This is a genomic window from Pseudomonas delhiensis (genome assembly GCF_900187975.1).
GTDB lineage: Bacteria > Pseudomonadota > Gammaproteobacteria > Pseudomonadales > Pseudomonadaceae > Pseudomonas > Pseudomonas delhiensis.
Window position 1 is genome coordinate 51,377 of record NZ_FZPC01000007.1, and the last position, 26,647, is coordinate 78,023.

28 protein-coding genes are annotated in these 26,647 nt (G+C 69.1%); 14 read left to right on the forward strand and 14 right to left on the reverse strand.

The genetic code is table 11. The annotated features are described in order from the left end of the window. Window positions 1–6: 6 nt before the first annotated feature. Window positions 7–261, forward strand: a complete 255-nt coding sequence (locus CHC02_RS08035) for a hypothetical protein (protein ID WP_009615219.1) — start codon at window positions 7–9, stop codon at window positions 259–261. A 721-nt stretch (window positions 262–982) separates the two neighbouring features. Here CHC02_RS08035 and trmB read toward each other — a convergent pair. The 4 genes from trmB to CHC02_RS08055 form a co-directional block, all read right to left on the reverse strand. After that, a complete protein-coding gene (gene trmB / locus CHC02_RS08040; RefSeq protein WP_217900405.1) occupies window positions 983–1,654 on the reverse strand; it encodes a tRNA (guanosine(46)-N7)-methyltransferase TrmB in 672 nt (223 codons plus the stop codon). 119 nt (window positions 1,655–1,773) lie between these two features. Then, window positions 1,774–2,580 (reverse strand): thiazole synthase, encoded by an 807-nt coding sequence (locus tag CHC02_RS08045; RefSeq protein ID WP_089390963.1) that lies wholly within the window; start codon window positions 2,578–2,580, stop codon window positions 1,774–1,776. A 57-nt stretch (window positions 2,581–2,637) separates the two neighbouring features. Continuing rightward, window positions 2,638–2,838 (reverse strand): sulfur carrier protein ThiS, encoded by a 201-nt coding sequence (gene thiS / locus CHC02_RS08050; RefSeq protein ID WP_089390964.1) that lies wholly within the window; start codon window positions 2,836–2,838, stop codon window positions 2,638–2,640. Between the two features lie 100 nt (window positions 2,839–2,938). Further along, on the reverse strand, window positions 2,939–3,313 hold the full coding sequence (locus CHC02_RS08055) for a DUF423 domain-containing protein (protein ID WP_089390965.1): 375 nt from the start codon (window positions 3,311–3,313) through the stop codon (window positions 2,939–2,941). 33 nt (window positions 3,314–3,346) lie between these two features. Between CHC02_RS08055 and mtgA the strand changes: the two genes are divergently transcribed. Further along, window positions 3,347–4,072, forward strand: a complete 726-nt coding sequence (gene mtgA, locus CHC02_RS08060; protein ID WP_089390966.1) for a monofunctional biosynthetic peptidoglycan transglycosylase — start codon at window positions 3,347–3,349, stop codon at window positions 4,070–4,072. 7 nt (window positions 4,073–4,079) lie between these two features. Here the strand turns inward: mtgA and CHC02_RS08065 are convergent, their stop codons facing one another. The 5 genes from CHC02_RS08065 to ftsY all read right to left on the reverse strand — a co-directional run bounded on the left by CHC02_RS08065 (window position 4,080) and on the right by ftsY (window position 8,820). After that, window positions 4,080–4,682, reverse strand: a complete 603-nt coding sequence (locus CHC02_RS08065) for a hypothetical protein (protein ID WP_089390967.1) — start codon at window positions 4,680–4,682, stop codon at window positions 4,080–4,082. Window positions 4,683–4,761: 79 nt separating this feature from the next. Further along, on the reverse strand, window positions 4,762–5,616 hold the full coding sequence (rpoH, locus tag CHC02_RS08070) for an RNA polymerase sigma factor RpoH (protein WP_089390968.1): 855 nt from the start codon (window positions 5,614–5,616) through the stop codon (window positions 4,762–4,764). A 113-nt stretch (window positions 5,617–5,729) separates the two neighbouring features. Further along, a complete protein-coding gene (ftsX, locus tag CHC02_RS08075) occupies window positions 5,730–6,737 on the reverse strand; it encodes a permease-like cell division protein FtsX (RefSeq protein WP_089390969.1) in 1,008 nt (335 codons plus the stop codon). Next, on the reverse strand, window positions 6,737–7,408 hold the full coding sequence (ftsE, locus tag CHC02_RS08080) for a cell division ATP-binding protein FtsE (RefSeq protein ID WP_009615202.1): 672 nt from the start codon (window positions 7,406–7,408) through the stop codon (window positions 6,737–6,739). The genes ftsX and ftsE overlap by 1 nt, the downstream gene beginning before the upstream one ends. Continuing rightward, window positions 7,405–8,820 carry a signal recognition particle-docking protein FtsY gene (gene ftsY / locus CHC02_RS08085; RefSeq protein WP_089390970.1) on the reverse strand — a complete coding sequence of 472 codons (1,416 nt, stop codon included), beginning with the start codon at window positions 8,818–8,820 and terminating at the stop codon, window positions 7,405–7,407. Before ftsY ends, ftsE begins: the two co-directional genes overlap by 4 nt. Before the next feature lie 149 nt (window positions 8,821–8,969). Between ftsY and CHC02_RS08090 the strand changes: the two genes are divergently transcribed. The 6 genes from CHC02_RS08090 (at window position 8,970) to CHC02_RS08115 (ending at window position 14,978) form a co-directional block, all read left to right on the forward strand. Continuing rightward, window positions 8,970–10,340: a M16 family metallopeptidase gene (locus CHC02_RS08090; protein WP_089390971.1), complete on the forward strand. Its 1,371-nt coding sequence runs from the start codon at window positions 8,970–8,972 to the stop codon at window positions 10,338–10,340. Further along, window positions 10,333–11,826, forward strand: a complete 1,494-nt coding sequence (locus CHC02_RS08095) for a M16 family metallopeptidase (RefSeq protein WP_089390972.1) — start codon at window positions 10,333–10,335, stop codon at window positions 11,824–11,826. Before CHC02_RS08090 ends, CHC02_RS08095 begins: the two co-directional genes overlap by 8 nt. Then, entirely contained in the window at window positions 11,826–12,431 is a 606-nt protein-coding gene (rsmD, locus tag CHC02_RS08100) for a 16S rRNA (guanine(966)-N(2))-methyltransferase RsmD (RefSeq protein ID WP_089390973.1), read from the forward strand. Before CHC02_RS08095 ends, rsmD begins: the two co-directional genes overlap by 1 nt. A gap of 45 nt (window positions 12,432–12,476) precedes the next feature. Then, window positions 12,477–13,481, forward strand: a complete 1,005-nt coding sequence (locus CHC02_RS08105) for a virulence RhuM family protein/type II toxin-antitoxin system death-on-curing family toxin (RefSeq protein ID WP_089390974.1) — start codon at window positions 12,477–12,479, stop codon at window positions 13,479–13,481. A gap of 11 nt (window positions 13,482–13,492) precedes the next feature. Then, on the forward strand, window positions 13,493–14,488 hold the full coding sequence (locus tag CHC02_RS08110) for a hydrolase (protein WP_089390975.1): 996 nt from the start codon (window positions 13,493–13,495) through the stop codon (window positions 14,486–14,488). Between the two features lie 79 nt (window positions 14,489–14,567). Continuing rightward, window positions 14,568–14,978: a GNAT family N-acetyltransferase gene (locus CHC02_RS08115; RefSeq protein ID WP_089390976.1), complete on the forward strand. Its 411-nt coding sequence runs from the start codon at window positions 14,568–14,570 to the stop codon at window positions 14,976–14,978. A 360-nt stretch (window positions 14,979–15,338) separates the two neighbouring features. On the opposite strand, the gene CHC02_RS08120 is transcribed toward CHC02_RS08115, so the two are convergent. Then, complete coding sequence (locus CHC02_RS08120) at window positions 15,339–16,010, reverse strand: TetR/AcrR family transcriptional regulator (protein ID WP_089390977.1); 672 nt, start codon at window positions 16,008–16,010, stop codon at window positions 15,339–15,341. 245 nt (window positions 16,011–16,255) lie between these two features. Between CHC02_RS08120 and CHC02_RS08125 the strand changes: the two genes are divergently transcribed. The 6 genes from CHC02_RS08125 to ggt all read left to right on the forward strand — a co-directional run bounded on the left by CHC02_RS08125 (window position 16,256) and on the right by ggt (window position 22,799). Beyond that, window positions 16,256–17,686 carry a coniferyl aldehyde dehydrogenase gene (locus CHC02_RS08125; RefSeq protein WP_089390978.1) on the forward strand — a complete coding sequence of 477 codons (1,431 nt, stop codon included), beginning with the start codon at window positions 16,256–16,258 and terminating at the stop codon, window positions 17,684–17,686. Window positions 17,687–17,719: 33 nt separating this feature from the next. After that, window positions 17,720–18,265 carry a twin-arginine translocation pathway signal protein gene (locus CHC02_RS08130; RefSeq protein WP_089390979.1) on the forward strand — a complete coding sequence of 182 codons (546 nt, stop codon included), beginning with the start codon at window positions 17,720–17,722 and terminating at the stop codon, window positions 18,263–18,265. A gap of 42 nt (window positions 18,266–18,307) precedes the next feature. After that, on the forward strand, window positions 18,308–19,903 hold the full coding sequence (locus CHC02_RS08135) for a GMC family oxidoreductase (RefSeq protein WP_089390980.1): 1,596 nt from the start codon (window positions 18,308–18,310) through the stop codon (window positions 19,901–19,903). A gap of 185 nt (window positions 19,904–20,088) precedes the next feature. Next, window positions 20,089–20,568 carry a pantetheine-phosphate adenylyltransferase gene (gene coaD / locus CHC02_RS08140; protein WP_089390981.1) on the forward strand — a complete coding sequence of 160 codons (480 nt, stop codon included), beginning with the start codon at window positions 20,089–20,091 and terminating at the stop codon, window positions 20,566–20,568. 131 nt (window positions 20,569–20,699) lie between these two features. Next, on the forward strand, window positions 20,700–20,951 hold the full coding sequence (locus CHC02_RS08145) for a YfhL family 4Fe-4S dicluster ferredoxin (protein WP_089390982.1): 252 nt from the start codon (window positions 20,700–20,702) through the stop codon (window positions 20,949–20,951). Window positions 20,952–21,095: 144 nt separating this feature from the next. Beyond that, the gene (gene ggt, locus CHC02_RS08150) at window positions 21,096–22,799 is read left to right on the forward strand and encodes a gamma-glutamyltransferase (protein ID WP_089390983.1); all 1,704 of its coding nucleotides are present in this window, start codon (window positions 21,096–21,098) and stop codon (window positions 22,797–22,799) included. A 1-nt stretch (window position 22,800) separates the two neighbouring features. Here ggt and CHC02_RS08155 read toward each other — a convergent pair whose 3' ends face one another. From CHC02_RS08155 to mutM, 4 genes are all read right to left on the reverse strand, one after another. Beyond that, window positions 22,801–24,666, reverse strand: a complete 1,866-nt coding sequence (locus CHC02_RS08155) for a Na/Pi cotransporter family protein (RefSeq protein WP_089390984.1) — start codon at window positions 24,664–24,666, stop codon at window positions 22,801–22,803. Window positions 24,667–24,710: 44 nt separating this feature from the next. Beyond that, the gene (locus CHC02_RS08160) at window positions 24,711–25,052 is read right to left on the reverse strand and encodes a multidrug transporter (protein ID WP_089390985.1); all 342 of its coding nucleotides are present in this window, start codon (window positions 25,050–25,052) and stop codon (window positions 24,711–24,713) included. An 85-nt stretch (window positions 25,053–25,137) separates the two neighbouring features. Then, the gene (locus CHC02_RS08165) at window positions 25,138–25,716 is read right to left on the reverse strand and encodes a lysophospholipid acyltransferase family protein (RefSeq protein ID WP_089390986.1); all 579 of its coding nucleotides are present in this window, start codon (window positions 25,714–25,716) and stop codon (window positions 25,138–25,140) included. Window positions 25,717–25,828: 112 nt separating this feature from the next. Further along, window positions 25,829–26,641, reverse strand: coding sequence for a bifunctional DNA-formamidopyrimidine glycosylase/DNA-(apurinic or apyrimidinic site) lyase (gene mutM / locus CHC02_RS08170; RefSeq protein ID WP_089390987.1), 813 nt, complete (start codon window positions 26,639–26,641; stop codon window positions 25,829–25,831). Window positions 26,642–26,647: the final 6 nt, after the last annotated feature.

Below are 26,647 nucleotides of genomic sequence, written 5' to 3' on the forward strand. Positions count from 1 at the left end.
AACGCCATGAAACCGATCAAGCACCTGTACCTGCACTTCGTCGACGGCCAGCGCCTGGCGCTGCGCTTCCCGCAGCAGAGCGAGGACCCGGTGGAGGTGGCGCAGGGCATCCGCAAGCAACTGGAGTCACCCTGCCTGAGCATCGAGGTGGATGGCGACCTGCTGCTGATCCCGCGCAGCAGCATCAAGTACCTGCAGATCACCCCGGCGCCGCTGAGCCTGCCGGACATCACCGTGGTCGGCGCCGAGTTGATCGACTGAGCGCGAGCGGCAAGCCGTAGGGCGCATAACGCCCCAGGCGTTATCCGCCGTCGACCTTCGCGCCAGGGCCAGCGGCGGATAACCGCGAACGGTTATGCGCCCTACGCACACCTCCCGCCCGGAGCGGACCTTGTCCGCGATGGCCGGAGATTCCGGCGCGGTTCGCGGATGAGATCCGCTCCTACACCGCGCCACGCACGCCATTCCCCTGTAGGAGCGCGCCCTGCGCGCGATCGCGGGCAGGGCCCGCTCCTACAGCGTGCAGGACGTTTCGGCGGCTCAGGGCCAACGGCGGATAACCGCGAACGGTTATGCGCCCTACGCACACCTCCCGCCCGTAGGAGCGGACCTTGTCCGCGATGGCCGGAGATTCCGGCGCGGTTCGCGGATGAGATCCGCTCCTACACCGCGCCACGCACGCCATTCCCCTGTAGGAGCGCGCCCTGCGCGCGATCGCGGGCAGGGCCCGCTCCTACAGCGTGCAGGACGTTTCGGCGGCTCAGGGCCAACGGCGGATAACCGCGAACGGTTATGCGCCCTACGCACACCTCCCGCCCGTAGGAGCGGACCTTGTCCGCGATGGCCGGAGATTCCGGCGCGGTTCGCGGATGAGATCCGCTCCTACACCGCGCCACGCACGCCATTCCCCTGTAGGAGCGCGCCCTGCGCGCGAAATCGCGGGCAGGGCCCGCTCCTACAGCGTGCAGGAGGTTTCGGCGGCTCAGTCGACGCGCTGGAACTTCAGGTCCCAGACGCCATGGCCCAGGCGTTCGCCGCGGCGCTCGAACTTGGTCACCGGGCGCTCTTCCGGGCGCGGCACGTAGGTGTTGTCCGGGGACAGGTTGCGGTAGCCGGGCGCGGCGTTCATCACTTCCAGCATGTGCTCGGCGTACTGTTCCCAGTCGGTGGCCATGTGCAGGATGCCGCCGACCTTCAGCTTGCTGCGCACCAGCTCCGCCCAGGCCGGCTGGACGATGCGGCGCTTGTGGTGGCGCGCCTTGTGCCAGGGGTCGGGGAAGAACAGCAGCACGCGGTCGAGGCTGGCGTCGGCCACGCAGTCGCGCAGCACTTCCAGGGCGTCGCAGCTGTAGACGCGGATGTTGCTCAGGTCCTGCGTCAGCATGCCGTTGAGCAGCGCGCCCACGCCCGGGCGGTGCACTTCGACGCCGATGAAGTCCTGGTCCGGCGCCGCGGCGGCCATCTCCAGGGTGGCGTGGCCCATGCCGAAGCCGATCTCGAAGGTGCGCGGGGCCTTGCGCCCGAACACCTGGTCGAAGTCGCGCAGGCCGTCGGTCAGCTCCAGGCCGAAGCGCGGCCAGCCCTGGTCGAGGCCGCGCTGCTGGCCTTCAGTCATGCGCCCGGCGCGCATCACGAAGCTCTTGATGGTGCGCATCGGCCGGTCGGTGGCCTGCTCGGCCTGGGGCTGCTGGGTATCGCTCATGTTCGGACCTTGGAAAAAACGGGGCAGTGAAAGTGACGACGGGCCGGCCCGCTCGGGGCGCCGCGCCGGGATCAGCCGATCAGGCCGCTCATCGGCGAGGAGGCGCTGGCGTACAGTTTGCGCGGCATGCGCCCGGCCAGGTAGGCCAGGCGACCGGCGACGATGGCGTGCTTCATGGCTTCGGCCATCATCACCGGCTGCTGCGCGTGGGCGATGGCGGTGTTCATCAGCACCGCCTCGCAGCCCAGCTCCATGGCGATGGTGGCGTCGGAGGCGGTGCCCACGCCGGCGTCCACCAGCACCGGAACGCTGGCTTCCTCGAGGATGATGCGCAGGTTGTAGGGGTTACAGATGCCCAGGCCGGAGCCGATCAGGCCGGCCAGCGGCATCACCGCGATGCAGCCGATCTCGGCCAGATGGCGGGCGATGATCGGGTCGTCGCTGGTGTACACCATCACGTCGAAGCCGTCCTTGACCAGCACTTCGGCGGCCTTGAGGGTTTCCACGACGTTGGGGAACAGGGTCTTCTGGTCGGCCAGCACTTCCAGCTTCACCAGGTTGTGGCCGTCCAGCAGCTCGCGGGCCAGGCGGCAGGTGCGCACCGCTTCCACGGCGTCGTAGCAGCCGGCGGTGTTCGGCAGGATGGTGTAGCGGTCCGGCGGAATCACGTCGAGCAGGTTCGGCTCGCCGGGGTTCTGGCCGATGTTGGTGCGGCGCACCGCCACGGTGACGATCTGCGCGCCGGAGGCCTCGATGGCGCGGCGCGTCTCGTCGAGATCCTTGTACTTGCCGGTGCCCACCAGCAGGCGCGATTCATAGGTGCGCCCGGCGAGGGTGAAAGGCTTGTCGGCCGGCAGGGTGGAAGAGGCTTGGCTCATCGGATCTTTCCTCAGCAAAAGCGGGTGGGGCGGGGCCTGAATTCGGTGGACGGCGGCCTAGCCGCCGCCGATGGCCTGCACCACTTCCACCTGGTCACCCTCGCGGAGGGCGGTGGCGGCGTGCTGGCTGCGCGGCACTATGTCCAGGTTCAGTTCGACCGCGACGCGGCGCCCGCCCAGTTCCAGGCGCTCGAGCAGGTGGGCCACGCTCTGGCCGTCGGGCAGCTCGTAGGGTTCGCCGTTCAACTGGATATGCATGGGCAGCACCGTCGCGATTGGAGGGGTGGGCATTCTAGCCCGAGAGCCGGCGATGACCAAGGCGCAAGCGGGCCATCGGCCGGCGATTCTGACGTCCGGGTCAGCCCGTCAGCCTCCAGGCCGCCAGGCCCAGGCACAGCCAGCCGGCGAGGAAGCAGACGCCGCCGATGGGGGTGATGGCGCCGAGCACCGGGGTGGCGGTCAGGGTCAGCAGGTAGAGGCTGCCGGAGAAGATCAGGATGCCGGCGACGAAGAACCCGCCGGCGAAGCCCACCAGGCGCCCGCCCAGGTGCGCCGAGAGCAGCGCCACGCCGAACAGGGCCAGGGCGTGGAGCATCTGGTAGTGCACGCCGGTCTGGAAGATCGCCAGGTAGTCGGCGCTCAGCCGGCTCTTCAGGCCATGGGCGGCGAAGGCGCCGAGGGCCACGCCGGTGAAGCCGAAGAAGGCAGCGAACAGCAGGAAGGTACGCAGCATGGGAAAACTCCCTGGAGGGTCAAGCCCGTTATAATGACGCGCACTATCGCCCGGGCAAACCCCAGCATGCGCAACCTACTCCGCCGCCTGTTCAAGTTCCTCGTCTATTTCGCCCTGGGCAGCGTGGCCGTGGTCATCGTCCTGCGCTGGGTGCCGCCGCCGGGCAGCATGCTGATGGTCGAGCGCAAGGTGCAGTCCTGGTTCAACGGCCAGCCCATCGACCTGCAGCGCGACTGGCGCAGCTGGGACGAGATTTCCGGCAACCTCAAGGTGGCGGTCATCGCCGGCGAGGACCAGAAGTTCGCCGAGCACCACGGCTTCGACCTGCCGGCCATCGAGCAGGCCCTGGCCCACAACGGCCGCGGCAAGAGCATTCGCGGGGCCAGCACCATCAGCCAGCAGACCGCCAAGAACCTGTTCCTCTGGCCCGGCCGCAGTTGGCTGCGCAAGGGCCTGGAAGCCTGGTTCACGCTGCTGCTGGAGACCTTCTGGCCGAAGCAGCGCATCCTCGAGGCCTACCTGAACAGCGCCGAGTGGGACGACGGCGTGTTCGGCGCCCAGGCCGCCGCGCGCCATCACTTCGGCGTCGACGCCAGCCGCCTGTCGGCGCAGCAGGCCGCGCAGCTCGCCGCGGTGCTGCCCAACCCGCGCCAGTGGAGCGCCGCGCGCCCCAGTGGCTACGTACGCCAGCGCGCCGCCTGGATCCGCCAGCAGATGTGGCAGCTCGGCGGCCCCGACTACCTGGAGCGCCTGCGCTGAGCCGCGCTCAGTGCGCCAGGCTCTCCCGCGGCACCACCTGCAGCCAGACCAGCTCGCCATTGCGGTGCAGCAGCGTCAGGCCGCGCTCGGGGTAGATCCAGGCCTCGCCGCGGTCGGTCTGCAGGCGCAGGCGCGGCGGGCCGAAGCTGGCCACCAGGCGGCCGACGCTCAGCGCCTGGCTGGGCGCCAGCAGCACCGAGGCCACCGCCTGCCGGCGCAGTTGCTCCAGCATGCCGTCGCTGAGCGGCTGGTCGGGCGCTCCCGGCGCCATGCCGGTGGCCCTCTGCAGGCTGCCGCGCTCCTCGTCGCTCAGCACCAGCTCGGCCTCCACCCGCCAGGGGCCGTCGGGCGTACCCAGGGTACCGCGGTAGCTCAGCTGGGCGCCCTGCTCATCGCGGGTCAGCCACAGCGCGCCGTCCTGCCAGCTGTGCAACTGGCCGAGGTCGAGGGTGCCGTCGGCCAGGGGCCCGAACACCTCGCGTTGCCAGTCCTCCAGCCAGGCCGGCGGCGGCAGCGGCGTCGTGGAGCGCGCCACCCAGAGCCCGGCGGCGAAGGCCAGCAAGGCGAAGGCGAGGATCAGCAGGCCATGGGCCGGGCGTAGTCGGGGCATCGGGTCTCCGGGCATGCGCGGGCAGAAAAAAACCGCACCCCGAGGGGTGCGGTCTTCAGTCTAGCGGTGCAGCGGGCGCTTAGGCCTCGATGCGCCCCTTGAGCTTGTTCATCGCGTTCTTTTCCAGCTGACGGATGCGCTCGGCGGACACGTTGTACTTGGCTGCCAGGTCGTGCAGCGTCGCCTTCTCCTCGGCCAGCCAGCGCTGGTGGAGGATGTCGCGGCTGCGCTCGTCCAGGCCTTCCAGCGCCTCGTGCAGGCTGGCGGTGGAGCTGTCGCTCCAGTCCGCGTCCTCCAGCTGGCGTGCCGGGTCGTAGCGATGGTCTTCCAGGTAGTGCGCCGGGGACTGGTAGGCGCTCTCGTCGTCGGCGTCGGCCGCCGGGTCGAAGGCCATGTCCTGGCCGCTCAGGCGGCTTTCCATTTCGCGCACTTCCCGGGCTTCCACGCCCAGGCTCTCGGCGACGCGTTCGACTTCGTCGTTGCTCAGCCAGGCCAGACGTTTCTTCTGGCTGCGCAGGTTGAAGAACAGCTTGCGCTGCGCCTTGGTGGTGGCGACCTTGACGATCCGCCAGTTGCGCAGGATGAACTCGTGGATTTCCGCCTTGATCCAATGCACGGCGAAGGACACCAGACGCACACCCATTTCCGGGTTGAAGCGTTTCACGGCCTTCATCAGGCCGACGTTGCCCTCCTGGATCAGATCGGCCTGGGCCAGGCCGTACCCGGAATAACTCCGGGCGATGTGCACGACGAAGCGCAGGTGCGCCAGCACCATTTGCCGTGCCGCTTCCAGATCTTGCTCATAGAAGAGGCGTTCGGCCAGTTCGCGCTCCTGCTCCGGCGTCAACAGCGGGATGCTGTTCACCGAGTGCACGTAGGCTTCCAGGTTCGCACCGGGAGCCAGGGCATAGACAGGTTGCAGGGAAGTGGTCATGCGAATCCTCCGATTCACGAAACTCGCGCAGTGTAGCACTGGGCGATCTGACTGCAAGCGGGTGTAAAAGTTCCTTTACAGCCATGAAGAAAACAGGGGAAATCAGTCGGTTGTCAGCGCGGCGCCAGCTCCCGCAGGTGCCGCGCCACGGCCAGCCAGGCGCCGATCCAGCCCAGCAGCACCGCGCCTATGGTCAGCGACAGTCCGTCGTTCAAGGGCACCCCGGCCAGGGCGAAATCGCTGCCGTAGAGGCCGGCCAGGTTGACCACCGAGGCGTTCAGCCAGTTCAGGCCGAACTCCAGCAGGGCCCAGGACAGGATGCCGGCGCCCAGGCCGTAGAGCGCGCCCATATAAAGGAAGGGCCGACGCACGTAGCCGTCGGTCCCGCCGACCAGCTTGATCACCTCGATTTCGTTACGGCGGTTTTCGATGTGCAGGCGGATGGTATTGCCGATCACCAGCAGCAGGGTCAGCACCAGCACCACGGTCAGGCCGAAGACGAAACGGTCGCCCAGCTTGAGGATGGCCGACAGCCGCTCGACCCACACCAGGTCCAGTTGGGCCTGTTGTACCCCGGGCAGCTCGGCCAGGCGTTGACGTAGCGCATCGAGCTGGTTGCGGTCGACCTGCTTGGGCGTCACCGAGATCACCGCCGGCAGCGGGTTCTCCGGCAGCTCCTTGAGCGCCTCGCCCAGGCCGGACTGTTCCTGCAGCTCTTTCAGCGCGTCCTCGCGGCTGATCAGCTGCGCCTCGATCACGTCGGGCATGCGCTCGATCTGTTCGCGCAGGTCCTGGCCCTGGTTCTCGCTGGTCTTCAGGTCCAGGTACAGGGAAATCTGCGCCGCGCGCTGCCAGGAGCCGCCCAGGCGCTCGACGTTGCCCAGCAGCAGCGACAGGCCCATGGGCAGGCTCAGGGTGATGCCCATCACCAGGCAGGTGAAGAAGCTGCCGAAAGGGTGGCCGAACAGGCGCTTGAGGCTGTCCACCAGGCTGGCGCGGTGGCTTTCGCCATAGGCGCTGAACAGCTGGCCCCAGTCGGTGGATTCCTTCTCCACGCGCTCGCGGCTCTTCTTCGGCTGCGTGCCCTCTTCCGGGGCGTGCGGCAGTTGCTGGTCGTTCATCAGGCCTCCTCCTCGCGGTCCGCGATGATCCGCCCGCGCTGCAGGGTGATCATGCGATGGCGCATGCGCGCGATCAGCGCCAGGTCGTGGCTGGCGATCAGCACGGTGGTGCCGAGGCGGTTGATATCCTCGAACACGCCCATGATCTCCGAGGCCAGGCGCGGGTCGAGGTTGCCGGTGGGTTCGTCGGCGAGCAGCAGGGCCGGGCGGTGCACCACCGCGCGGGCGATGCCGACGCGCTGCTGCTGGCCGGTGGAGAGGTCGGACGGCAGGTCCTCGGCCTTCTCCTTGAGGCTCACGCGGTCCAGCGCCGCCTCCACCCGCTGGGCGATCTCCGCCTTGGGCAGGCCGAGGATCTGCAGCGGCAGGGCGACGTTGTCGAACACCGTGCGGTCGTTGAGCAACTGGTGGTTCTGGAACACCACGCCGATCTGCCGGCGCAGGAAGGGAATCTGCGCGGTGGTGATGCGCGCCAGGTCCTGGCCGCCGAGCAGCAGCTTGCCGGAGGTCGGCCGCTCCATCGCCAGGATCAGCCGCAGCAGGGTGCTCTTGCCGGCGCCGGAGTGGCCGGTGACGAAGAGGATCTCGCCGCGGTGGATGCGGAACGAGGCGTCATGCAGGCCGACGTGGCCGTTGGGATAGCGTTTGCCGACCTGCTCGAAGCGGATCATGCGGTCTCCCGGGTCTCGAACAATGCGCGGACGAAAGCGTCGGCCTCGAAGGTGCGCAGATCGTCGATCCCTTCGCCGACGCCGATGTAGCGGATCGGCAGGCCGAACTGCTTGGCCAGGGCGAAGATCACCCCGCCCTTGGCGGTGCCGTCCAGTTTGGTCAGGGCCAGGCCGGTGAGTTCCACGGCGTTGTTGAACTGCCTGGCCTGGTTGATGGCGTTCTGCCCGGTGCCGGCGTCGAGCACCAGCAGCACCTCGTGGGGAGCCGTGTCGTCCAGCTTGCCAATGACCCGGCGCACCTTCTTCAGCTCTTCCATCAGGTTGTCCTTGGTGTGCAGGCGCCCGGCGGTGTCGGCGATCAGCACGTCGACGCCACGGGCCTTGGCGGCCTGCACGGCGTCGAAGATCACCGAGGCCGAGTCGGCGCCGGTGTGCTGGGCGATCACCGCGATGTTGTTGCGCTCGCCCCACACCTGCAGTTGCTCCACCGCGGCGGCGCGGAAGGTGTCGCCGGCGGCCAGCATGACCTTCTTGCCGTCCATCTGCAGCTTCTTCGCCAGCTTGCCGATGGTGGTGGTCTTGCCCACGCCGTTCACCCCGACCACGAGGATCACGTAGGGCTGCTTGCCAGCCTCGATGGCCAGCGGCTGCTCCACCGGGCGCAGCAGGCCGGCCAGTTCTTCCTGCAGGGCCTTGTACAGCGCCTCGCTGTCGGCCAGCTCCTTGCGCGCCACTCGGCGGGTCAGGTTCTGCACGATGGCGGTGGTGGCCTCGACGCCGACGTCGGCGGTCAGCAGGCGCGTCTCGATCTCGTCGAGCAGGTCGTCGTCGATGGCCTTCTTGCCCAGGAACAGGCTGGCCATGCCCTCGCCGAGGCTGGCGCTGGTCTTCGACAGGCCCTGCTTGAGGCGGGCGAAGAAGCCCAGCTTGGCCGGTTCGGCCGCGGCGGGCTTCTCGACGGCGACGGGCGCGGGCGCGGCGGCCGGCGGCTGTTCCGCGACCGGAGCCGGGGCAGGCTCGACCACGGGCGCGGCGGGGGCAACGGGTGCTACCGCCTCGACCGGGGGCTGCGGTTCGCTGGCGACCTGCGGCTCGGCCGGGCGGATCGGCTCCAGCGGCTCGGCGGGCAGGCTTTCGGCCTGTGGGGCTGGCGCCAGCGGTTCGGCGGGGGCCACGGGCAGCGGCGTGCGCAGCTCGTCGACGGGCGCCGGCCGGGGTGCTTCGGCCGCCGGGGCCGGTGCGGCCGGCTCAGCCTGCGCCGCCGGGCTTTCCGCCGGCTGCGCGGGGGCCGCCTCGGCTTCGGAGGCTGGCGCTACGGTTTCTTCGGCCTGGGGTTTCTTGCGGAACCAGCTGAACAGGCCTTTCTTGTCCCCGCCCTGCGGGGCCTTCTTGTCGTCGTTGGAACCAAACATGAATGGCTTGCATCTCAAGGGAGCGGCACGGGACGTGGCCGCCCGGAAAACGGATGGGTATCCTAGCATCTCCTCGCCTGCCGGGGTTAGGCGGCTGCCCGACAGTCATCCCGCCACCCAACGGGCCACCAGCAAGGATCCGTTCGACCATGAAAAACCCTCCACGCCGCACGCTCGGCCTGCTCTGGGGCGTGCTCTGCCTGCCGCTGTTCGCCCTCGCCGCCGAACCCCAGCCGACCCACGAATACGTACTGGACAACGGGCTCAAGCTGGTAGTTCGCGAAGACCACCGCGCCCCCGTGGTGGTCTCCCAGCTCTGGTACAAGGTCGGCTCCAGCTACGAGACGCCCGGCCTCACCGGCCTGTCCCACGCCCTGGAGCACATGATGTTCAAGGGCAGCAGCAAGATGGGCCCGGGCGAGGCCTCGCGCATCCTGCGCGACCTCGGCGCCGAGGAGAACGCCTTCACCACCGACGACTACACCGCCTACTACCAGGTGCTGGCCAAGGACCGCCTGCCGGTGGCCTTCGAGCTGGAGGCCGACCGCATGGCGCACCTGACGCTGCCGGCCGACCAGTTCAAGAGCGAGATCGAGGTGATCAAGGAAGAACGCCGCCTGCGCACCGAGGACAAGCCCTACGCCCTGGCCTACGAGCGCTTCAAGGCGGCGGCCTACCTGTCCAGCGGCTACCACTCGCCGACCATCGGCTGGATGGCCGACCTGCAGCGCATGACCATCGACGACCTGCGCGCCTGGTACAAGGCCTGGTACGCGCCGAACAACGCCACCCTGGTGGTGGTCGGCGACGTCCAGCCCGAGGAGGTCAGGGCCCTGGCCCAGCGCTGGTTCGGCGACATCCCGCGGCGCGAACTGCCGCCGGCGCGCAAGCCGCTGGAAGTGCCCGACCCGGGCGAGCGCCGGCTGACCCTCCAGGTGCGCACCCAACTGCCCAGCCTGATCATGGGCTTCAACGTGCCCAGCCTGGGCAGCAGCGAGAACCCGCGCGAGGTGCACGCCCTGCGGCTGATCTCCGCGCTGCTCGACGGCGGCTACAGCGCCCGCCTGTCCTCGCGCCTGGAGCGCGGCCAGGAACTGGTGGCCGGCGCCTCCGCCGCCTACGACGCCTTCGCCCGCGGCGACACCCTGTTCACCCTGAGCGCCACCCCCAACGTGCAGAAGGGCAAGACCCTGGAGCAGGTGGAGAAGGCCCTCTGGCAGCAGCTCGACGAGCTCAAGACCACCCCGCCCAGCCAGGAAGAACTGGAGCGCGTACGCGCCCAGCTGATCGCCGGGCTGGTCTTCGAGCGCGACTCCATCGCCGCCCAGGCCAGCGGCATCGGCCAGCTGGAGAGCGTCGGCCTGTCCTGGCGCCTCGCCGACCAGGACCTGGAGGCCATCCGCCAGGTCACCGCCGAAGACATCCGGAAGGCCGCCCGCACCTATTTCGTCCGTTCGCGCCTGACCCTCGCCCAGGTGCTGCCGCAAGCCGATACCGACAAGGAGCCGACCCATGAGTGAACGAAACGGCCTGCGCTACGGCCTGCTCGGCCTGGTCGTCCTGCTGCTGGTCGCCGGCCTGGCGTTCTGCGTCAGCCGCCCCGCCGGCGGCAGCAACCCAACCCCGCAGGCGCCGGCCGCCGCAACGCCCAGCGGCCTGCAGTCGCTGGCCGAGGCCGCCGGCAAGAAACCCGGCCACCGCCAGCTGGACATCCAGCGCTGGACCACCGCCGAAGGCGCCCGCGTGCTCTTCGTCGAGGCCCACGAGCTGCCGATGTTCGACCTGCGCCTGACCTTCGCCGCCGGCAGCAGCCAGGACGGCGACGCCCCCGGCCTGGCCATGCTCACCAACGCCATGCTCAACGAAGGCGTGCCGGGCAAGGACACCAGCGCCATCGCCGCTGGCTTCGAGGACCTGGGCGCCGACTTCATGAACGGCTCCTACCGCGACATGGCGGTGGCCGGCCTGCGCAGCCTGAGCGAGAAGGACAAGCGCGAAGCCGCCGTCGCCCTGTTCGACCAGGTGGTGGGCCAGCCGACCTTCCCCGAGGAAGCCCTGGCGCGCATCAAGAACCAGGTGCTGGCCGGCTTCGAGTACCAGAAGCAGAACCCCGGCAAGCTGGCCGGCCTGGAACTGTTCAAGCGCCTCTACGGCGACCACCCCTACGCCCACTCCAGCGACGGCAACGAGCAGTCGGTGCCGAAGATCGGCGTCGCCCAGCTGCGCGCCTTCCACCAGAAGGGCTACGCCGCCGGCAACACGGTGATCGCGCTGGTCGGCGACCTCAGCCGCGCCGAGGCCGAGGCCATCGCCGCCAAGGTCTCCGCCTCGCTGCCCAAGGGCCCGGCGCTGCCGCCGGTGGCTCAGCCGGCCGTGCCCAAGCCGGGCCCCAGCCACATCGAGTTCCCCTCCAAGCAGACCCACCTGCTGCTGGCCCAGCTCGGCATCACCCGCAACGACCCGGACTACCCGGCGCTCTACCTGGGCAACCAGATCCTCGGCGGCGGCGGCTTCGGCACCCGCCTGATGGACCAGGTGCGCGAGAAGCGCGGGCTGACCTACGGCGTGTCCTCCGGCTTCACCGGCATGCAGGCGCGCGGCCCCTTCACCATCGGCCTGCAGACCCGCGCCGAGCTGAGCGAGGGCACCCTCAGGCTGGTCCAGGACATAGTCCGCGACTACGTGAAGAACGGCCCGACGCAGAAGGAACTGGACGACGCCAAGCGCGAGCTGGCCGGCAGCTTCCCGCTGTCCACCGCGAGCAATGCCGACATCGTCGGCCAGCTCGGCGCCATCGGCTTCTACGGCCTGCCCTCGGACTACCTGGAGACCTTCCTGGCCCAGGTCCAGGCGCTGGACGTGGACAAGGTCAAGGCGGCCATGCAGCGCCACGTCGACCCGGACGCCTTCGTCGTCGTCACCGCCGGCCCGACCGTGCCGCAGAAACCGCTGCCGCCGCCCACCGACAAACCGGCCGAACAGCCCCTCGGCGTTCCGGAGCATTGATGAACAGACGACCCAAGGCCCCCGCCCAGGCCGCCCGCCAGCACGGCGGGCAGGGCCAGCTGCGCATCATCGGCGGGGAATGGCGCAGCCGCCGCTTCGCCTTCCCCGAGGGCCCGGGCCTGCGCCCGACCCCCGACCGGGTGCGCGAGACGCTGTTCAACTGGCTGGCCGCCTACGTGCCCGGCGCCCGCGTGCTCGACCCCTTCGCCGGCAGCGGCGCGCTCTTCCTCGAAGCCCTGTCCCGCGGCGCCAGCCGCGGCACCGCCCTGGACCTGAACCGCGAAGCCGTGGCCGCCCTGCGCGGCCACCTGGCCACGCTGAAGTGCGAGAACGGCGAAGTGCAGCTGCAGGACGCCCTCGCCTACCTGGCCAAGCCGGCCCCCGGGCCGGTGGACCTGGTATTCCTCGACCCGCCCTTCCACCAGGACCTGCTGCAGAACGCCTGCCGCCTGCTGGAGGAAAACGGCTGGCTGGCCCCCGACGCCTGGGTCTACACCGAGAGCGAAAGCCTGCCCTCCAGCCTCGGCCTGCCGGCCAACTGGCGGCTGCACCGGGAGAAGCAGGCGGGGAACGTGCATTACGCGCTGTGGCAGCGCGAAGGATGAGTTGATCCCCCAGGGGAAGGCGGTCAGACAAAAAGGATGTGCTGGATGAGCGATACCGATGAGCAGGGGATTCTGATCTACGAAGCGGACGACGGTCATCTGGCAGTCGAGGTTCGATTGGAGCACGACACGCTCTGGCTCAGCCTGCAGCAACTGTCCGACCTTTTCGGGCGTGACAAGTCGGTCATTTCGCGGCACCTGAAAGCCATCTTCGACAGCAGGGAACTGGATCGCGAACGAACCGTTGCAAAAAGTGCAACCGTTCAACGCGAGGGGGATCGCGAAGTCACCCGGCAGATCGACTACTACAACCTCGACGCCATCATCTCCGTGGGCTACCGCGTCAACTCCCGGCAAGGCACGCGGTTCCGCATCTGGGCCAACCAGGTGCTCAAGGACTATCTGGTTCAGGGTTACGCACTCAACGAGCAACGCCTGAAAGCCCAGCAGGCACGGGTTCGCGAACTGGAGCGGACGCTGACGCTGTTCCAGCAGAACCTCATCGACCAGGCCAACCTACCCGAGGCGCGGGGCCTGGTGAGTGTCATCGCCGGCTATGCGCGCACCTTCGTGCTGCTCAACCAGTTCGACAGCGAGCGCCTGCCCGCGGAAGGTTTCGATGAAAGCATCCGCTACGCCATCGAACCCGCCGATGCTCACGCCGCGATCACGGCCCTGAAGACCGACCTGCTGGCCAAGGGCGAGGCAAGCGAGTTGTTCGGACGCCCCAAGGACGACAGTTTCCTCGGCATCCTCGGCAACGTCACGCAGTCCTTCGCCGGCCAGTTCCTCTACCCCAGCATCGAGGAGCAGGCTGCACACCTGCTTTACTTCATCATCAAGAACCATCCGTTCACCGACGGCAACAAGCGTATTGGCGCCTTCCTGTTCATCTGGTTCCTGCAGCGCAACCAGCATCACCTCAAGCACGACGGCGAACTGAAGATCAACGACAACGCCCTGGCCGCCATCGCCCTGCTGGTGGCGCAAAGCGATCCACGACAGAAAGAACTGATGATCCACCTGATCATGAACCTCATCCGCAACTGAGCCCTGCCCCCATGACACCGCCCTTCCAACCCGCCTGGTGGCTCCCCGGCCCGCACCTGCAGACGCTCTACGGCTCGCTGCTGCGCAAGGCGCCGGTGCTGCAGCGCGAGCGCGAGCGGCTGTGGCTGGAGGATGGCGACTTCCTCGACCTCGACTGGCATGGCCCGCACAACGCCCGCACGCCGCTGGTGCTGGCCGTCCACGGGCTGACCGGTTCCTCCGACTCGCACTACATCCGCGGCCTGCAGTTCGCCCTGCAGGCCCGCGGCTGGGCCAGCGTGGCGCTGAACTGGCGCGGTTGCTCGGGCGAGCCCAACCTGCTGCCGCGCGGCTACCACTCGGGCATCAGCGAGGACCTGGCAGCGGTCATCGAGCACCTGCGGCGCATGCGCCCGCTGGCGCCGCTGTACGCGGTGGGCTATTCGCTGGGCGGCAACGTGCTGCTCAAGTACCTGGGCGAGCGCGGCGGCGACAGCCCGCTGCGCGGCGCCGTGGCGGTGTCGGTGCCGTTCCGCCTGGACCGCTGCGCCGACCGCATCGGCATCGGTTTCTCGCGCATCTACCAGGCGCACTTCATGCGCGAACTGGTGGCCTACGTGCGCAACAAGCAGCAGAGCTTCGCCGAGCGCGGCGCCCAGGAGCACCTGGCGGCCCTGGAACGCCTGGGGCCGCTGGACGGCATGCGCACCTTCTGGGACTTCGACGGCCGCGTCACCGCGCCGCTGCACGGCTTCGCCGACGCCCACGACTACTACAAGCGCGCCTCCAGCCGCTTCTACCTGGGCGGCATCCGCACCCCGACGCTGATCATCCACTCCAGCGACGACCCCTTCATCGACGCCGGCAGCATCCCGCCGGCGGACGAACTCTCCGCCAGCACCCAGCTGGAGCTGCACGAGCACGGCGGCCACGTGGGCTTCATCGGCGGCACGCCCGGGCAGCCGGACTACTATCTGGAAAGGCGCATCCCCGACTGGCTGCTGGCCCTGCACGGCAACGCCGGCTGACGCGGGCTTGACCGGGATCAGCATCGGCCGGCCAGCGATGGTCCAGGCTGGAGGCGCCAAAGGGCAAGGAGGGGAAGCCATGAGCGAAGCGACCATCCGGATTCACCGCGTCACCTCACTGGACGACGCCCAGTGCGCTGGCATAGCGGCGCTCTACCGCACCGTCGGCTGGGGCCACCCGAACGACGCGGATGAATTGCGCGATCTCTGCGAATCGTCCGGCTACGTGCTGCTGGCCAGCGAGGGCGAGCAGGTGGTCGGCCTGCTCCGCGCCGAGCCGGAGAACGCCCAGACCACCTGGCTGGCCGAGCTGGCGGTGCTGCCCGCTCACCAGGGCCGTGGCATCGGCACTTCGCTGATGCAGCGCTTCATCGCCGACCATCCCGGCGCTCGCCTGTACACCGATGCCACCGCTGGGGTGGAGGGATTCTTCCTCCGCCATGGCCTGGAACTGCGCCAGCCGCTGGTGCCGGGGCCGCGCAAAGATTGATACCGGCGGGGCCGATTCGGCTTTTCGTAGGAGCGAGCTTGCTCGCGAACGGTGTTTGCCGGTGAGTGCTTGGTGTTTGCCCAAGAGCGCCCTCTCCCTAACCCTCTCCCTGAAGGGAGAGGGGACCGTTCGGTGTGCTCGGTTGCTTCGGCGTTAGCCGGTTATCACTAAGGCATCCAGCGAGCGACGTTCTTCCCGTTGGCACGGACAAGCCCCCTCTCCCTTCAGGGAGAGGGCTGGGGAGAGGGAAAGGAATTCAACGTCGCACCGAAGCAACCGGCATACGCCCGTTCGCGAGCTTGCTCGCTCCTACGAAAAGCCGAACGTAGGACGCTGTCCGCGATCATCCCTGTGGATAACTCACACGCCCTGCGAAGGACTTTCCGCCAACGGCACATACAGCCTTTCGGCGATCCGCTCCACCGCCGCCTGCGAGCCCTCGGCAATGTGCCCGCTCTCCAGCGCCAGCACCTGGTAGATGCCGCGCCGCAGCAGCTCCTCGCTGAGGTCGCCGGTGACCTGGTGGGTGGTGCAGAGGAAGCGCACCCAGGAGGTGAGGATGATCCAGGCGTTGAGGGTCAGGGCCTCCAGCTGGATCTCGTCCATCCGCAGGATGCCGGCCTCGACGAAGCCGCGGTAGATGGCCTTGGCGTTCACCAGCGCGCGCCGGGCGAAGGCGCGGTAGGCCGCGGCCAGCTCCGCGTCGCTTTCCAGCAGGTGCTCCAGGTCCCGGTGCAGGAAGCGGTAGCGCCACATGGCCGCCAGCAGCGCCTCCAGGTAAAAGGTCTTGTCCTCGATGGTCAGCCCGCGGCCGTCGGGCAGGCGCAGGAAGTCGTCCACCCGCGCCTCGTACTCGGCGAACAGCTCGGCGATGATCGCCTGCTTGTTGCGGAAGTGGTAGTACAGGTTGCCCGGGGAAATCCCCAGGTGCGCGGCGATGTGGTTGGTGGTGACGCTGCGCTCGCCCTGGGCGTTGAACAGCGCCAGGCTCTCCTGGACGATGCGGTCGCGGGTCTTGATGCGTGGGGCCATGCGCGGGCTCGGAATCACTTTTCTACGGCAAGGGGCAAAGGTACACGGATTGCTACGTGCGGTGCAGCCGGCGTAACACTCCGGGCGCTCGCCCAGCTTTTCGTTGGGTAGGCCGCGCGGCGTTGGCGCGGCATGCTATTTGACATATTAGAGTAATTGCTCTAAAAATCCAGCGACAAGCACAACGCGAAGCGCCCCCCCCCACCCGGAGCGCTTCCCCCAGCCGGTCCGCCGAGGAGCCCGCCATGGTCGCCGACATCGCCTACCTGCAGCAGACGCAGCAGGACATCAACCAGCTTCAGAGCCTGTTCGAGCGCCAGCGCCAGGCCTACCGCGCCAACCCGCTGCCCAGCGCCGGCCAGCGCCAGCAATGGCTCAGGAGCCTGGCCGACCTGCTGGTGCGCGAGCAGCAGCCGATCATCGACGCCATTTCCCGCGACTTCAGCAACCGCTCCGCCGACGAGACCCGCCTGGCCGAGATCATGCCCAGCCTGCACGGCGTGCACTACGCGCGCAAACGCGTGGCGCGCTGGATGAAGCCCTCGCGGCGCAGCGTCGGCATGCAGTTCATGCCGGCGTCGGCCCGCGTGGAGTACCAGCCGCTGGGCGTGGCCGGGGTGATAGTGCCGTGGAACTACCCGCTGTTCCTCGCCATCGGCCCGCTGACCGCGGCCCTGGCCGCCGGCAACCGGGTGATGATCAAGATGAGCGAGTCCACCCCGGCCACCGCCCAGGTGCTCAAGGAGTTGCTGGCCAAGGTCTTCCCCGAGGACCTGGTGGCCGTGGTCCAGGGCGAGGTGGACGTCGGCGTGGCCTTCTCCAGGCTGCCCTTCGACCACCTGCTGTTCACCGGCGCCACCAGCGTCGGCAAGCACGTGATGCGCGCCGCGGCGGAGAACCTCACCCCGGTCACCCTCGAGCTGGGCGGCAAGTCGCCGGCACTGGTCTCGGAGAACGTGCCGATCAAGGACGCCGCCGAACGCATCGCCTTCGGCAAGTCGCTCAACGCCGGGCAGACCTGCGTGGCACCGGACTACGTGCTGGTGCCGCAGCAGCGCGTCGAGGAATTCGTCAGCGCCTACCGCGAGGTGGTGCAGGGCTTCTTCCCCAGCGTGGAGAACAACCCGGACTACACTGCCATCATCAACGAACGCCAGCTGGCCCGTCTCAACGGCTACCTGAGCGACGCCGAGGCCAAGGGCGCGCAGGTCATCCGCCTGCTGCCGGAAGCCAGCGGGCGGCGCCTGCCCCAGGCGCTGCTGCTGAACGTCGACGACGACATGAAGGTGATGCAGGACGAAATCTTCGGCCCGCTGCTGCCGATCATCCCCTACCAGCGCCTGGACGAGGCCCTGGCCTACATCAACGACCGGCCGCGGCCGCTGGCGCTGTACTACTTCGGCTACGACAAGCGCGAGCAGGACCGGGTGCTGGCGCAGACCCACTCCGGCGGCGTGTGCCTGAACGACACCCTGCTGCACGTCGCCCAGGACGACATGCCCTTCGGCGGCGTCGGCCCCTCGGGCATGGGCCACTACCACGGCCACGAAGGCTTCCTCACCTTCAGCAAGGCCAAGGCGGTGTTCAGCAAGCCGCGCTTCAACGCCGCCCGGGTGATCTACCCGCCCTACGGCAAGTCGCTGCAGAAACTGGTCTACAAGCTGTTCATCCGCTGAGACCGCGTACTCCACCCAGGTGAAACAACAAGAATGACAGACACCTCCCTGAGCGCGCCGGGACTCTCCCGGCGCGGCGTGCTCAAGATCGGCCTGCTCGGCGGCGCCTTCCTGGCCACCGCCGGCGTCACCGCCACCCTCAGCGGCTGCTCGGCCAGCACCCCGGCCGCCGGCATGAAGGTCATCCGCGAATCCGACCTGCCCTTCCTGCGCGCCCTGATCCCGGTGATGCTGGCCGGCGCCGTGCCGGCCGAGCGCATGGCCGAGGCGGTGCAGGGCACCCTCGCGGGCCTGGACCACACCCTCGACCACCTCTCGCAGGAGATGCTCAAGCTCACCGTGCAGCTGTTCGACGTGCTGGCCCTGCCGGTCACCCGCGGCCCGCTCACCGGCGTCTGGGGCAGCTGGGAGAAGGCCAGCGCGGACGACGTGCGGCATTTCCTGGAGCGCTGGCAGAACAGCTCCATCGGCCTGCTGAAGATGGGCCACAGCTCGCTGCTGCAGCTGGTGATGATGGCCTGGTACGGGCGCCCGGAATCCTGGGCGCACTGCGGCTACCCCGGGCCGCCGAAGGTCTGAGCCCCGCCACTCCCATAACAAGAATTCCCGAGAGTACCCCTGATGCCCGTACCCGATCTGTTCGCCGAAGGCCTGGCCCGCGGCTGGAAAGTCCACGACGGCTCGCGCCTGGACAACGACCTGACCCTGGAAGCCGACGTGGTCGTCATCGGCTCCGGCGCCGGCGGCGGCACCACCGCGGAAATCCTCAGCGGCGCCGGCTACAAGGTGCTGCTGGTGGAGGAAGGCCCGCTCAAGACCAGCTCCGACTTCAAGCTGCAGGAGCCGGAGGCCTACTCCAGCCTGTACCAGGAAGGCGTCGGGCGGATGAGCAAGGACGGCGCCATCACCATCCTCCAGGGCCGCGCCGTGGGCGGCACCACCCTGGTCAACTGGACCTCCAGCTTCCGCACCCCGGACGCCACCCTGGAACACTGGGCCAGGGAACACGGCGTGAAGGGCCACAGCCCCGCGGAAATGGCGCCCTGGTTCGCCAGGATGGAAGAGCGCCTGGGCGTGGCGCCCTGGATCATGCCGCCGAACTTCAACAACGACGTAATCCGCCTGGGCTGCGAGAAGCTCGGCTATCACTGGAAGGTCATCCCGCGCAACGTGCGCGGCTGCTGGAACCTCGGCTACTGCGGGATGGGCTGCCCGACCAACGCCAAGCAGTCGATGCTGGTCACCACCATCCCGGCCACCCTGGACAAAGGCGGCGAGCTGCTGTTCCTGGCCCGCGCCAACCGCCTGCTGCTGGACGGCGACAAGGTGAGCGGCCTGGAATGCCTGGCCATGGACGCCCGCTGCGTGGCGCCCACCGGCCGCAAGGTCATCGTCAAGGCGCGCCACTACGTGCTCGCCGGCGGCGGCATCAACAGCCCGGCGGTGCTGCTGCGCTCCAAGGCCCCGGACCCCAACGGCCGCGTCGGCCAGCGCACCTTCCTGCACGTGGTGAACTTCAGCGCCGCGCAGTTCGAGCAGGTGGTCAACCCCTTCTACGGCGCGCCGCAGTCGATCTACTCCGACCACTTCCAGTGGGACGACGGCACCGCCGGGCGCATGTCCTACAAGCTGGAGGTGCCGCCGCTGCAGCCGGCCCTGGCGACCACCCTGCTCGGCCGCTTCGGCATCGACAACGCCCTGCGCATGGAGCAACTGCCGCACACCAACATGATCCTCGCCCTGATGCGCGACGGCTTCCACCCGGACAGCGCGGTGGGCAGCGTGAGCCTGCGCGGCGACGACACCCCGGTGCTCGACTACCGCATGACCGACTACACCTGGGACGGCATCCGCCGTGCCTTCCACACCATGGCCGAGGTGCAGTTCGCCGCCGGCGCCAAGGCCGTGCTGCCGCTGCACGCCGACGCCGGCTACGTGAAGACCCCCGCCGAGGCTCGCGCGCTGATCGACGGCCTGAGCCTGGAGCTGTACCGCACCCGCCTGGGCAGCGCCCACGTGATGGGCGGCTGCGCCATGGGCGAGGACCCGAAGCAGTCGGTGTGCGACAGCCTCGGCCGCCACCACCAGCTGGAGAACCTGTCGATCCACGATGGCTCGCTGTTCCCCACCAGCATCGGCGCCAACCCGCAGCTGTCGGTCTACGGCCTGACCGCGCAACTGGCCAGCGGCCTCGCCGAACGCCTCGGCAAGGCCTGAGCCCCGCTCCCGGCGCGAAGGCTCTGCCACGGGCCTTGCGCGCCGGCCGGCGGCATTCGCCGGGAAAAATCAGGTAGTCCGCGCCGGCGGGCACTACCAAGGTCGCTTGGCCCATCCGGGCTGCTGCGTTACCATCCAGCCCCGCCAATGCCCACGCCTGCCCCTTGAACCACCAGGACGCTGCGATGAACCGAGTGCTGTACCCGGGTACCTTCGACCCCATCACCAAAGGCCATGCCGACCTGGTCGAGCGGGCCTCGCGCCTGTTCGACCAGGTGATCATCGCCGTCGCCGCCAGCCCCAAGAAGAACCCCCTGTTCCCCCTGGAACAACGGGTCGAACTGGCGCGCCAGGTCACCTCGCACCTGCCCAACGTCGAAGTCGTCGGCTTCTCCACCCTGCTCGCGCACTTCGTCAAGGAGCAGAACGCCAACATCCTGCTGCGCGGCCTGCGCGCGGTATCGGACTTCGAGTACGAGTTCCAGCTGGCCAACATGAACCGCCAGCTCGCCCCGGACGTGGAGAGCATGTTCCTCACCCCGTCGGAGAAGTATTCCTTCATCTCCTCGACCCTGGTGCGCGAGATCGCCGCCCTGGGTGGCGACATCACCAAGTTCGTCCACCCCGCGGTGGCCAGCGCCCTGGCCGAGCGCTTCAAGCGCTGATCCAGCGCCTGCGCGCCGCCAGGGAAGGCGGCAATTGATCCGGCCAGCGTGCAACGCGCACGCCAATGCGGCAAAATTGCAGCATTCCTCTTGCTGACAGCCTGGCCACGCGCCAAGGCCGGAGTTTTTCGATGTCCCTGAAAATCACCGACGACTGCATCAACTGCGACGTCTGCGAACCCGAGTGCCCGAACGGCGCCATCTCCCAGGGCGAGGAGATCTACGTGATCGACCCCAACCTGTGCACCGAGTGCGTCGGCCACTACGACGAGCCGCAGTGCCAGCAGGTCTGCCCGGTGGACTGCATCCCCCTCGACGACGCCCATGTCGAGAGCAAGGACGAACTGATGCAGAAGTACCTCAAGCTCACCGGCAAGGCCTGACCCCGGCGGCTTGACAGGCCGATCGCCGGCTTCCCACAGCGCATTCGGCAACCGCGAGGCAGCGGGATTGTCTATCCTCCCAATTCGCTCCCGTGGTTTTTCCCGGACGCCGGTCCGGGGCCACCCGACGATTCGTGAGATGCCATGTCCCTGCTGAACCGCTGCTTCCATTCCCTCGCCCTCTCCTGCGGCCTGCTGCTGCTCGGCGCCGCCAGCGTCCACGCCGCCAGCCAGCCGGTGGCCCAGGCCACCGTGGCCAGCGCCCACCCGGCGGCCACCGTGGCCGGCCTGGAAACCCTCGCCGGCGGCGGCAACGCCTTTGACGCCGCGGTGGCCATCGCCGCCGCGCTGGCGGTGGCGGAGCCCTACAGCTCGGGCCTGGGCGGTGGCGGCTTCTTCCTGCTGCGCCAGGCCGGGCCGACGCCCAGCTACCGCTTCATCGACGCCCGCGAGCGCGCGCCGCTGGCCGCCAGCGCGCAGATGTACGTGCGCAACGGCAAGGTGCAGCCGGAACTGTCGCTGAACGGCCCCCTGGCCGCCGCCATTCCCGGCCTGCCCGCGGCCCTGGTGGAGCTCACCAGCCGCTTCGGCCGCAAGCCGCTGGCCGACAACCTGGTGCCGGCGATCCGCCTGGCCACCGACGGCGTCTCCGTCGACCGCATCTACATCACTCGCGCCGCCGGCCGCCTGGAGGCCATGCGCAAGGACCGCGAGACCTCGCGCATCTTCCTGCAGCAGGGCAACCTGCCCGAGGAATGGGACCTGCTGCGCCAGCCGGAACTGGCCAACACCCTGTCGCGCCTGGCGCGCTACGGCCGCAGCGGCTTCTACGAAGGCGAGACGGCGGACAAGCTGGTGCAGGGCGTGCGCGCCGCCGGCGGCATCTGGAGCCTGGAAGACCTGCGCAGCTACCAGGTGGTGGAGCGCCAGCCGCTGCGCTACCCGCTGGGCGAAGGCCGCGAGCTGGTCAGCGCGCCGCCGCCCTCGGCCGGCGGCGTGGCCATCGCCCAGAGCCTGGGCATGCTGGCCCAGCTGCCCTGGCAGAAGGCCGAGCCGATCCAGCGCGTGCACTACGTGGCCGAAGTCCTGCGCCGCGCCTACCACGACCGCAGCATGCTCGGCGACCCCGACCGCATCGCCAACCCGGTGCAGCAACTGCTGGCCCCCGACTACCTCAAGCGCCTGGCCGCCGGCATCGACCCGCGCCGCGCCACCCCCAGCGCCGCCCTGCCGCCGGCGCCGAGCTGGCGCGAAGGCGACCACACCACGCACTTCGTGGTGATCGACGAACAGGGCAACGCGGTGGCCGCCACCCTCTCGGTGAACCTGCCGTTCGGCGCCGCCTTCACCGCGCCCGGCACCGGCGTGCTGCTCAATGACGAAATGGACGACTTCGCCGCCGACATCCAGGGCAGCAACGCCTATGGCCTGGCCGGCAGCGCGGCCAACGCCATCGCCCCCGGCAAGCGCCCGCTGTCGAGCATGAGCCCGAGCTTCATCGAGAGCCCCGGGGAACTGGCGGCCTTCGGCACCCCGGGCGGCAGCCGCATCCCCAGCATGGTGCTGCTGGCCATGCTGCAGTACCTGGACGGCCGCTCGGTGCAGAACTGGGTGGGCGCGCCGCGCTACCACAACCAGTACCTGCCCGACGTGCTGGAGCACGAGCCGCGCACCTTCACCGAGGCGCAGAAGGCCGAGCTGGCCGGCCGTGGCTACAGCCTCAAGGAAGTCGCGCCCTCCTACGGCAACCAGCAGGTGCTGCTGTGGCGCAAGAAGACCGGCGACGTGGACGCCGCCAGCGACCCGCGCGGCATCGGCCTGGCCGCCGGGACCACGGTGCACTACTGAGTCAGGGCACCAGCAGCGGCGACGCCTCGTCGGCGGCGCGCTCGGGCAGGGCGCCGTCCAGGCCCTGCTCGATGCGCAGCTGCAACACGTTGCGCAGGCTCTGCACGATACGGCTGGCGTAGCCCAGGTCGTTCATCAGCGAGCTGGTCCGGGCGCCGTCCAGCTCATGGCGGCGCACCGCGGCGAACAGGTGGTTGCGGAAGGCGCCGTCGAACTGCGCGGCCTGCTCGTCGAACAGCGCCAGGCGCGCGGCCCAGGCGCCTTCCGGTAGCTGGCGGGGGTCCAGGGCGCCGATGGCGCGAACCTCGCGCAGCGCGCCCAGCAGGTGGCGGCGCAGTTCCAGGTAGCAGTCCCGCGCCACCGAAGGCTCGCCCTGCAGGGCCGCGCCCAGGTTCTTCTGCAGGTGCTTGGCGTCCTTCACCGCGTCCACCAGTTGCAGCGCCGCCACCTGGCAGGCCATCCAGAAATGCTGATGGGCCTCGTCCAGCGGCGTCTCCAGGCGCCCCATGAAGCTCAGCAGGTCGCCGTACACGCCCTTGATGTGCTGCTGGTAGAGCGCCTGGGCGTCCATGGCGAAGCGCTCCGGCCCCGCCTGCAGGGCGGCCTCGTCCACCTTCGGCTGGTTGAGCAGGTCCACCGGCAGGTAGAGCGCGTGGCAGATCACCTCGATGCTCAGGCGCCCCAGGTGCTGCAGCTCCTGGGTCACCGCGCTGGCGGCGGCGTCCGCCGAGTCCAGGGCGCGCTCGCTGAGGTAGCGCGCATGGGTACGCTCCGGCAGTGGCGCCGCCGTCGCCGGGGCCAGGTCGGTGATCAGCACCGAAGGTTCCTCCACGTCCGGCAGCCAGCGGATCAGCCACTGCGCCAGGCGCGTCTGCAGCGGCCAGAACAGCAGCACGCCCATGCCGTTGAACAGGGTGTGGAACAGCGCCAGCTGGATCAGCAGGTTGTCGCCCAGGCCGACCTGGGCGGTCAGCCAGCGCACCAGCCAGGTCAGCGGCGCCAGCAGGGCGAAGGCGAGCACCCCGCTGACCAGGTTGAACAGCACGTGGGCCAGGGCCAGGCGCTGGCCGTTGCGGTTGCCGCCCAGGGAGCCGACGAAGGCGGTGGTGACGCTGCTGCCGACGTTGGAGCCGATGGCGATGGCCAGGCTCTGGCCCAGCTCCAACTGGCCGCCGGCCAGGGCCGCCAGAGTCAGCATCAGGGTGGCATGGCTGGACTGCAGCACCACGGTGATCAGGGTGCCGATGCCGACGAACAGCAAGGCCCCCGGCACACCCTCGGCCTGCAGGCCGGTCATGTCCAGGGCGTCGCCGAAGCTGGAGAAGCCGTCCTTGATCTGGTCGATGCCCAGGAAGATGAAGGCGATGCCCATGAGGATGCGCCCGGCGGCCTTGCTCTTCGGCCCGTTGAAGCCGGCCAGCACGCCGAACACCAGCAGCGGCAGGGCCAGGGGGCTGAGGCTCAGGTTCTGCCCGGCCAGGGCCAGCAGCCAGATGCCGCTGGTGGCGCCGAGGTTGGCGCCGAAGAGAATGGCGATGCCACTGGCCAACTGGATCAGCCCGGTGCTGATGAAGGCGATGGTGAGCAGCGAGACCAGGGTGCTGGACTGCAGCACGAAGGTGCCGCACAGGCCGAACAGCAGGCTCTTGGACGGTGTCGAGGTGCTGCGTTCGAGCCACAGCTCCAGTTGGCTGCCGGCCAGGTCGCGCAGGCCCTCCTCCAGGCACTGCATGCCGAACAGGAACAGCGCCAGGCCCGCGCCCAGCTGCAGCAACCCGGCGCTGGACCAGAAGGCGTAGCCGAGCACGCCCGCCGCCAGCAGCAGGAGCAGCGGGCGCAGGTGCTTCTTCAATTCGCTACGGGCCATGGCCCCCTCGGGAAGGGCGCGCCGGCATCACCGGCGCGGCAGGGTCAGTCCTGCTTGTAGCCGCTTTCGGTGCAACCCAGGCAGCGCACGAAGGTGGCCTTGCCCGGGTCCACCACCAGGGCCTGGCCGGCTTCCTTGACGTTGCCGCCCAGGGCGGTGAACGGCAGGCTGACGATGAAGGCCGCGGTGCCGATCACGGTGGCGCCCAGCAGCAGCGGGCGGGCGATGATCAGGTCGCCGAGCATCTTGTAGAACGGCGGCGAGTTGGTGCTGTAGATCGGGTCCCCGCTGGAGGTGTTGCTGATCGCGTCGGAGGCCTGGGCGGGAACGGCCGACAGGCCGAGGGTCAGGGCCAGAACGACGGCCAGGGCGCGGAACAGGTTCATGGCGTAAATCCTTTTTCATGCTGGGTTGGCAGGCAGACTGCCATTAACTATATCAGCGCGACAGGGCTTGTCAGCGTGATGGCCATCAACCGCCGAGGAAGGCGTATGCCGGCTTGCGCGGTACGAAGGGGCGGTAGAAGGCCAGCATCCGCCCCAGGTCGGCCGCTTCGTCGCCGCTGGGCCAGAACGGCTCGCCGATGACGATGCGCCGGTTGCCGTAGTCCAGCGCGGCCAGCACCACCGGAACCCCGGCGCCGCGGGCGATGTGGTAGAAGCCCATCTTCCAGCGCTCGACCTTCTTGCGCGTGCCCTCGGGGGAGATGATCAACATCATCTCGCGGCTGTCGCGGAAGGCCTGCACCGCCTGGTCCACGGTGTTCAGCCTGAGGTGGCGCCGGATCGGGATGCCGCCCCAGCGCCGCAACAGGCCGCCGAAGGGCCGGCGGAACAGGGTGTGCTTGGCGAACCAGCGGGCGTTCAGGCGCAGCACGAACTTGGCCGCCAGGAACAGCATGAAATCCCAGTTGGAGGTGTGGTGCGCGCCTATCACCACGAACTTGTCCAGGGCCGGCAGCGCGCCCTCGATGCGCCAGCCGGCGATTCTCAGCATGCTGCGGCCGAGCCACTCGGCGAAAGGGTTGGGGGGCAGGTAGTTGCCGGACATCGATGGACCTTCTTGTTGTTATGGGTGCAGGACATGGTTCGCGAGCAAGCTCGCTCCTACAGACGGCCGCTCTTCGCGAACCGCCCAATAGCAATAGCGGAAAAGCGCCCGCTCAGCGTTGGCAGCGCGGACAGTAGACGCTGGCGCGCTGGCCCAGGCGCACCTCGCGCAGGGTGCCGCCGCAGGCCTTGCAGAACTCCCCGCCGCGGCCGTAGACGAACAGCTCCTGCTGGAAGTAGCCCGGCTGGCCGTCGCCGCCGACGAAGTCGCGCAGGGTGGTGCCGCCGCGCTCGATGGCGATGGCCAGGATGCGCTTGATCTCCTCGGCCAGCTTCAGGTAGCGCGCCCGCGAGATGCTCCCGGCCTCGCGGCGCGGGTCGATGCCGGCGGCGAACAGCGCCTCGGTGGCGTAGATGTTGCCCACCCCGACCACCACGGCGTTGTCCATGATGAACGGCTTGACCGCCATGCTGCGGCCGCGGGACAGCTGGAACAGGCGCTCGCCCTCGAAGGCATCGGTCAGCGGCTCCGGGCCCAGGTGGCGCAGCAGTTCGTGCTCCAGCGGCGCCTGGCTCCAGAGCAGCGCGCCGAAGCGCCGCGGGTCGGTGTAGCGCAGCGCCAGGCCCGACTCCAGCTCGATGTCGACGTGCTCGTGCTTGGCCGCCGCCAGCCCGCATTCCACCAGGCGCAGGCTGCCGGACATGCCCAGGTGGCTGATCAGCGTGCCCGCCTCGGCCTCCAGCAGCAGGTACTTGGCCCGCCGCCCCACGCTCAGGATGCGCTGCCCGGACAGGCGAACGTCCAGGTCCTCGGGCACCGGCCAGCGCAGGCGCCGGTCGCGGACGACCACACGGCTGACGCGCTGGCCTTCGAGATAGGGCGCGATGCCCCGGCGGGTAGTCTCGACTTCGGGTAGTTCAGGCATGGAAAG

Bases quoted from the DNA above. Each gene is read 5' to 3' on its own strand.
- CHC02_RS08035 (WP_009615219.1), top strand. From the start codon at position 7: ATGAAACCGATCAAGCACCTGTACCTGCACTTCGTCGACGGCCAGCGC.
- trmB (WP_217900405.1), bottom strand. From the start codon at position 1,654: ATGCGCACCATCAAGAGCTTCGTGATGCGCGCCGGGCGCATGACTGAA.
- CHC02_RS08045 (WP_089390963.1), bottom strand. From the start codon at position 2,580: ATGAGCCAAGCCTCTTCCACCCTGCCGGCCGACAAGCCTTTCACCCTC.
- thiS (WP_089390964.1), bottom strand. From the start codon at position 2,838: ATGCATATCCAGTTGAACGGCGAACCCTACGAGCTGCCCGACGGCCAG.
- CHC02_RS08055 (WP_089390965.1), bottom strand. From the start codon at position 3,313: ATGCTGCGTACCTTCCTGCTGTTCGCTGCCTTCTTCGGCTTCACCGGC.
- mtgA (WP_089390966.1), top strand. From the start codon at position 3,347: ATGACGCGCACTATCGCCCGGGCAAACCCCAGCATGCGCAACCTACTC.
- CHC02_RS08065 (WP_089390967.1), bottom strand. From the start codon at position 4,682: ATGCCCCGACTACGCCCGGCCCATGGCCTGCTGATCCTCGCCTTCGCC.
- rpoH (WP_089390968.1), bottom strand. From the start codon at position 5,616: ATGACCACTTCCCTGCAACCTGTCTATGCCCTGGCTCCCGGTGCGAAC.
- ftsX (WP_089390969.1), bottom strand. From the start codon at position 6,737: ATGAACGACCAGCAACTGCCGCACGCCCCGGAAGAGGGCACGCAGCCG.
- ftsE (WP_009615202.1), bottom strand. From the start codon at position 7,408: ATGATCCGCTTCGAGCAGGTCGGCAAACGCTATCCCAACGGCCACGTC.
- ftsY (WP_089390970.1), bottom strand. From the start codon at position 8,820: ATGTTTGGTTCCAACGACGACAAGAAGGCCCCGCAGGGCGGGGACAAG.
- CHC02_RS08090 (WP_089390971.1), top strand. From the start codon at position 8,970: ATGAAAAACCCTCCACGCCGCACGCTCGGCCTGCTCTGGGGCGTGCTC.
- CHC02_RS08095 (WP_089390972.1), top strand. From the start codon at position 10,333: ATGAGTGAACGAAACGGCCTGCGCTACGGCCTGCTCGGCCTGGTCGTC.
- rsmD (WP_089390973.1), top strand. From the start codon at position 11,826: ATGAACAGACGACCCAAGGCCCCCGCCCAGGCCGCCCGCCAGCACGGC.
- CHC02_RS08105 (WP_089390974.1), top strand. From the start codon at position 12,477: ATGAGCGATACCGATGAGCAGGGGATTCTGATCTACGAAGCGGACGAC.
- CHC02_RS08110 (WP_089390975.1), top strand. From the start codon at position 13,493: ATGACACCGCCCTTCCAACCCGCCTGGTGGCTCCCCGGCCCGCACCTG.
- CHC02_RS08115 (WP_089390976.1), top strand. From the start codon at position 14,568: ATGAGCGAAGCGACCATCCGGATTCACCGCGTCACCTCACTGGACGAC.
- CHC02_RS08120 (WP_089390977.1), bottom strand. From the start codon at position 16,010: ATGGCCCCACGCATCAAGACCCGCGACCGCATCGTCCAGGAGAGCCTG.
- CHC02_RS08125 (WP_089390978.1), top strand. From the start codon at position 16,256: ATGGTCGCCGACATCGCCTACCTGCAGCAGACGCAGCAGGACATCAAC.
- CHC02_RS08130 (WP_089390979.1), top strand. From the start codon at position 17,720: ATGACAGACACCTCCCTGAGCGCGCCGGGACTCTCCCGGCGCGGCGTG.
- CHC02_RS08135 (WP_089390980.1), top strand. From the start codon at position 18,308: ATGCCCGTACCCGATCTGTTCGCCGAAGGCCTGGCCCGCGGCTGGAAA.
- coaD (WP_089390981.1), top strand. From the start codon at position 20,089: ATGAACCGAGTGCTGTACCCGGGTACCTTCGACCCCATCACCAAAGGC.
- CHC02_RS08145 (WP_089390982.1), top strand. From the start codon at position 20,700: ATGTCCCTGAAAATCACCGACGACTGCATCAACTGCGACGTCTGCGAA.
- ggt (WP_089390983.1), top strand. From the start codon at position 21,096: ATGTCCCTGCTGAACCGCTGCTTCCATTCCCTCGCCCTCTCCTGCGGC.
- CHC02_RS08155 (WP_089390984.1), bottom strand. From the start codon at position 24,666: ATGGCCCGTAGCGAATTGAAGAAGCACCTGCGCCCGCTGCTCCTGCTG.
- CHC02_RS08160 (WP_089390985.1), bottom strand. From the start codon at position 25,052: ATGAACCTGTTCCGCGCCCTGGCCGTCGTTCTGGCCCTGACCCTCGGC.
- CHC02_RS08165 (WP_089390986.1), bottom strand. From the start codon at position 25,716: ATGTCCGGCAACTACCTGCCCCCCAACCCTTTCGCCGAGTGGCTCGGC.
- mutM (WP_089390987.1), bottom strand. From the start codon at position 26,641: ATGCCTGAACTACCCGAAGTCGAGACTACCCGCCGGGGCATCGCGCCC.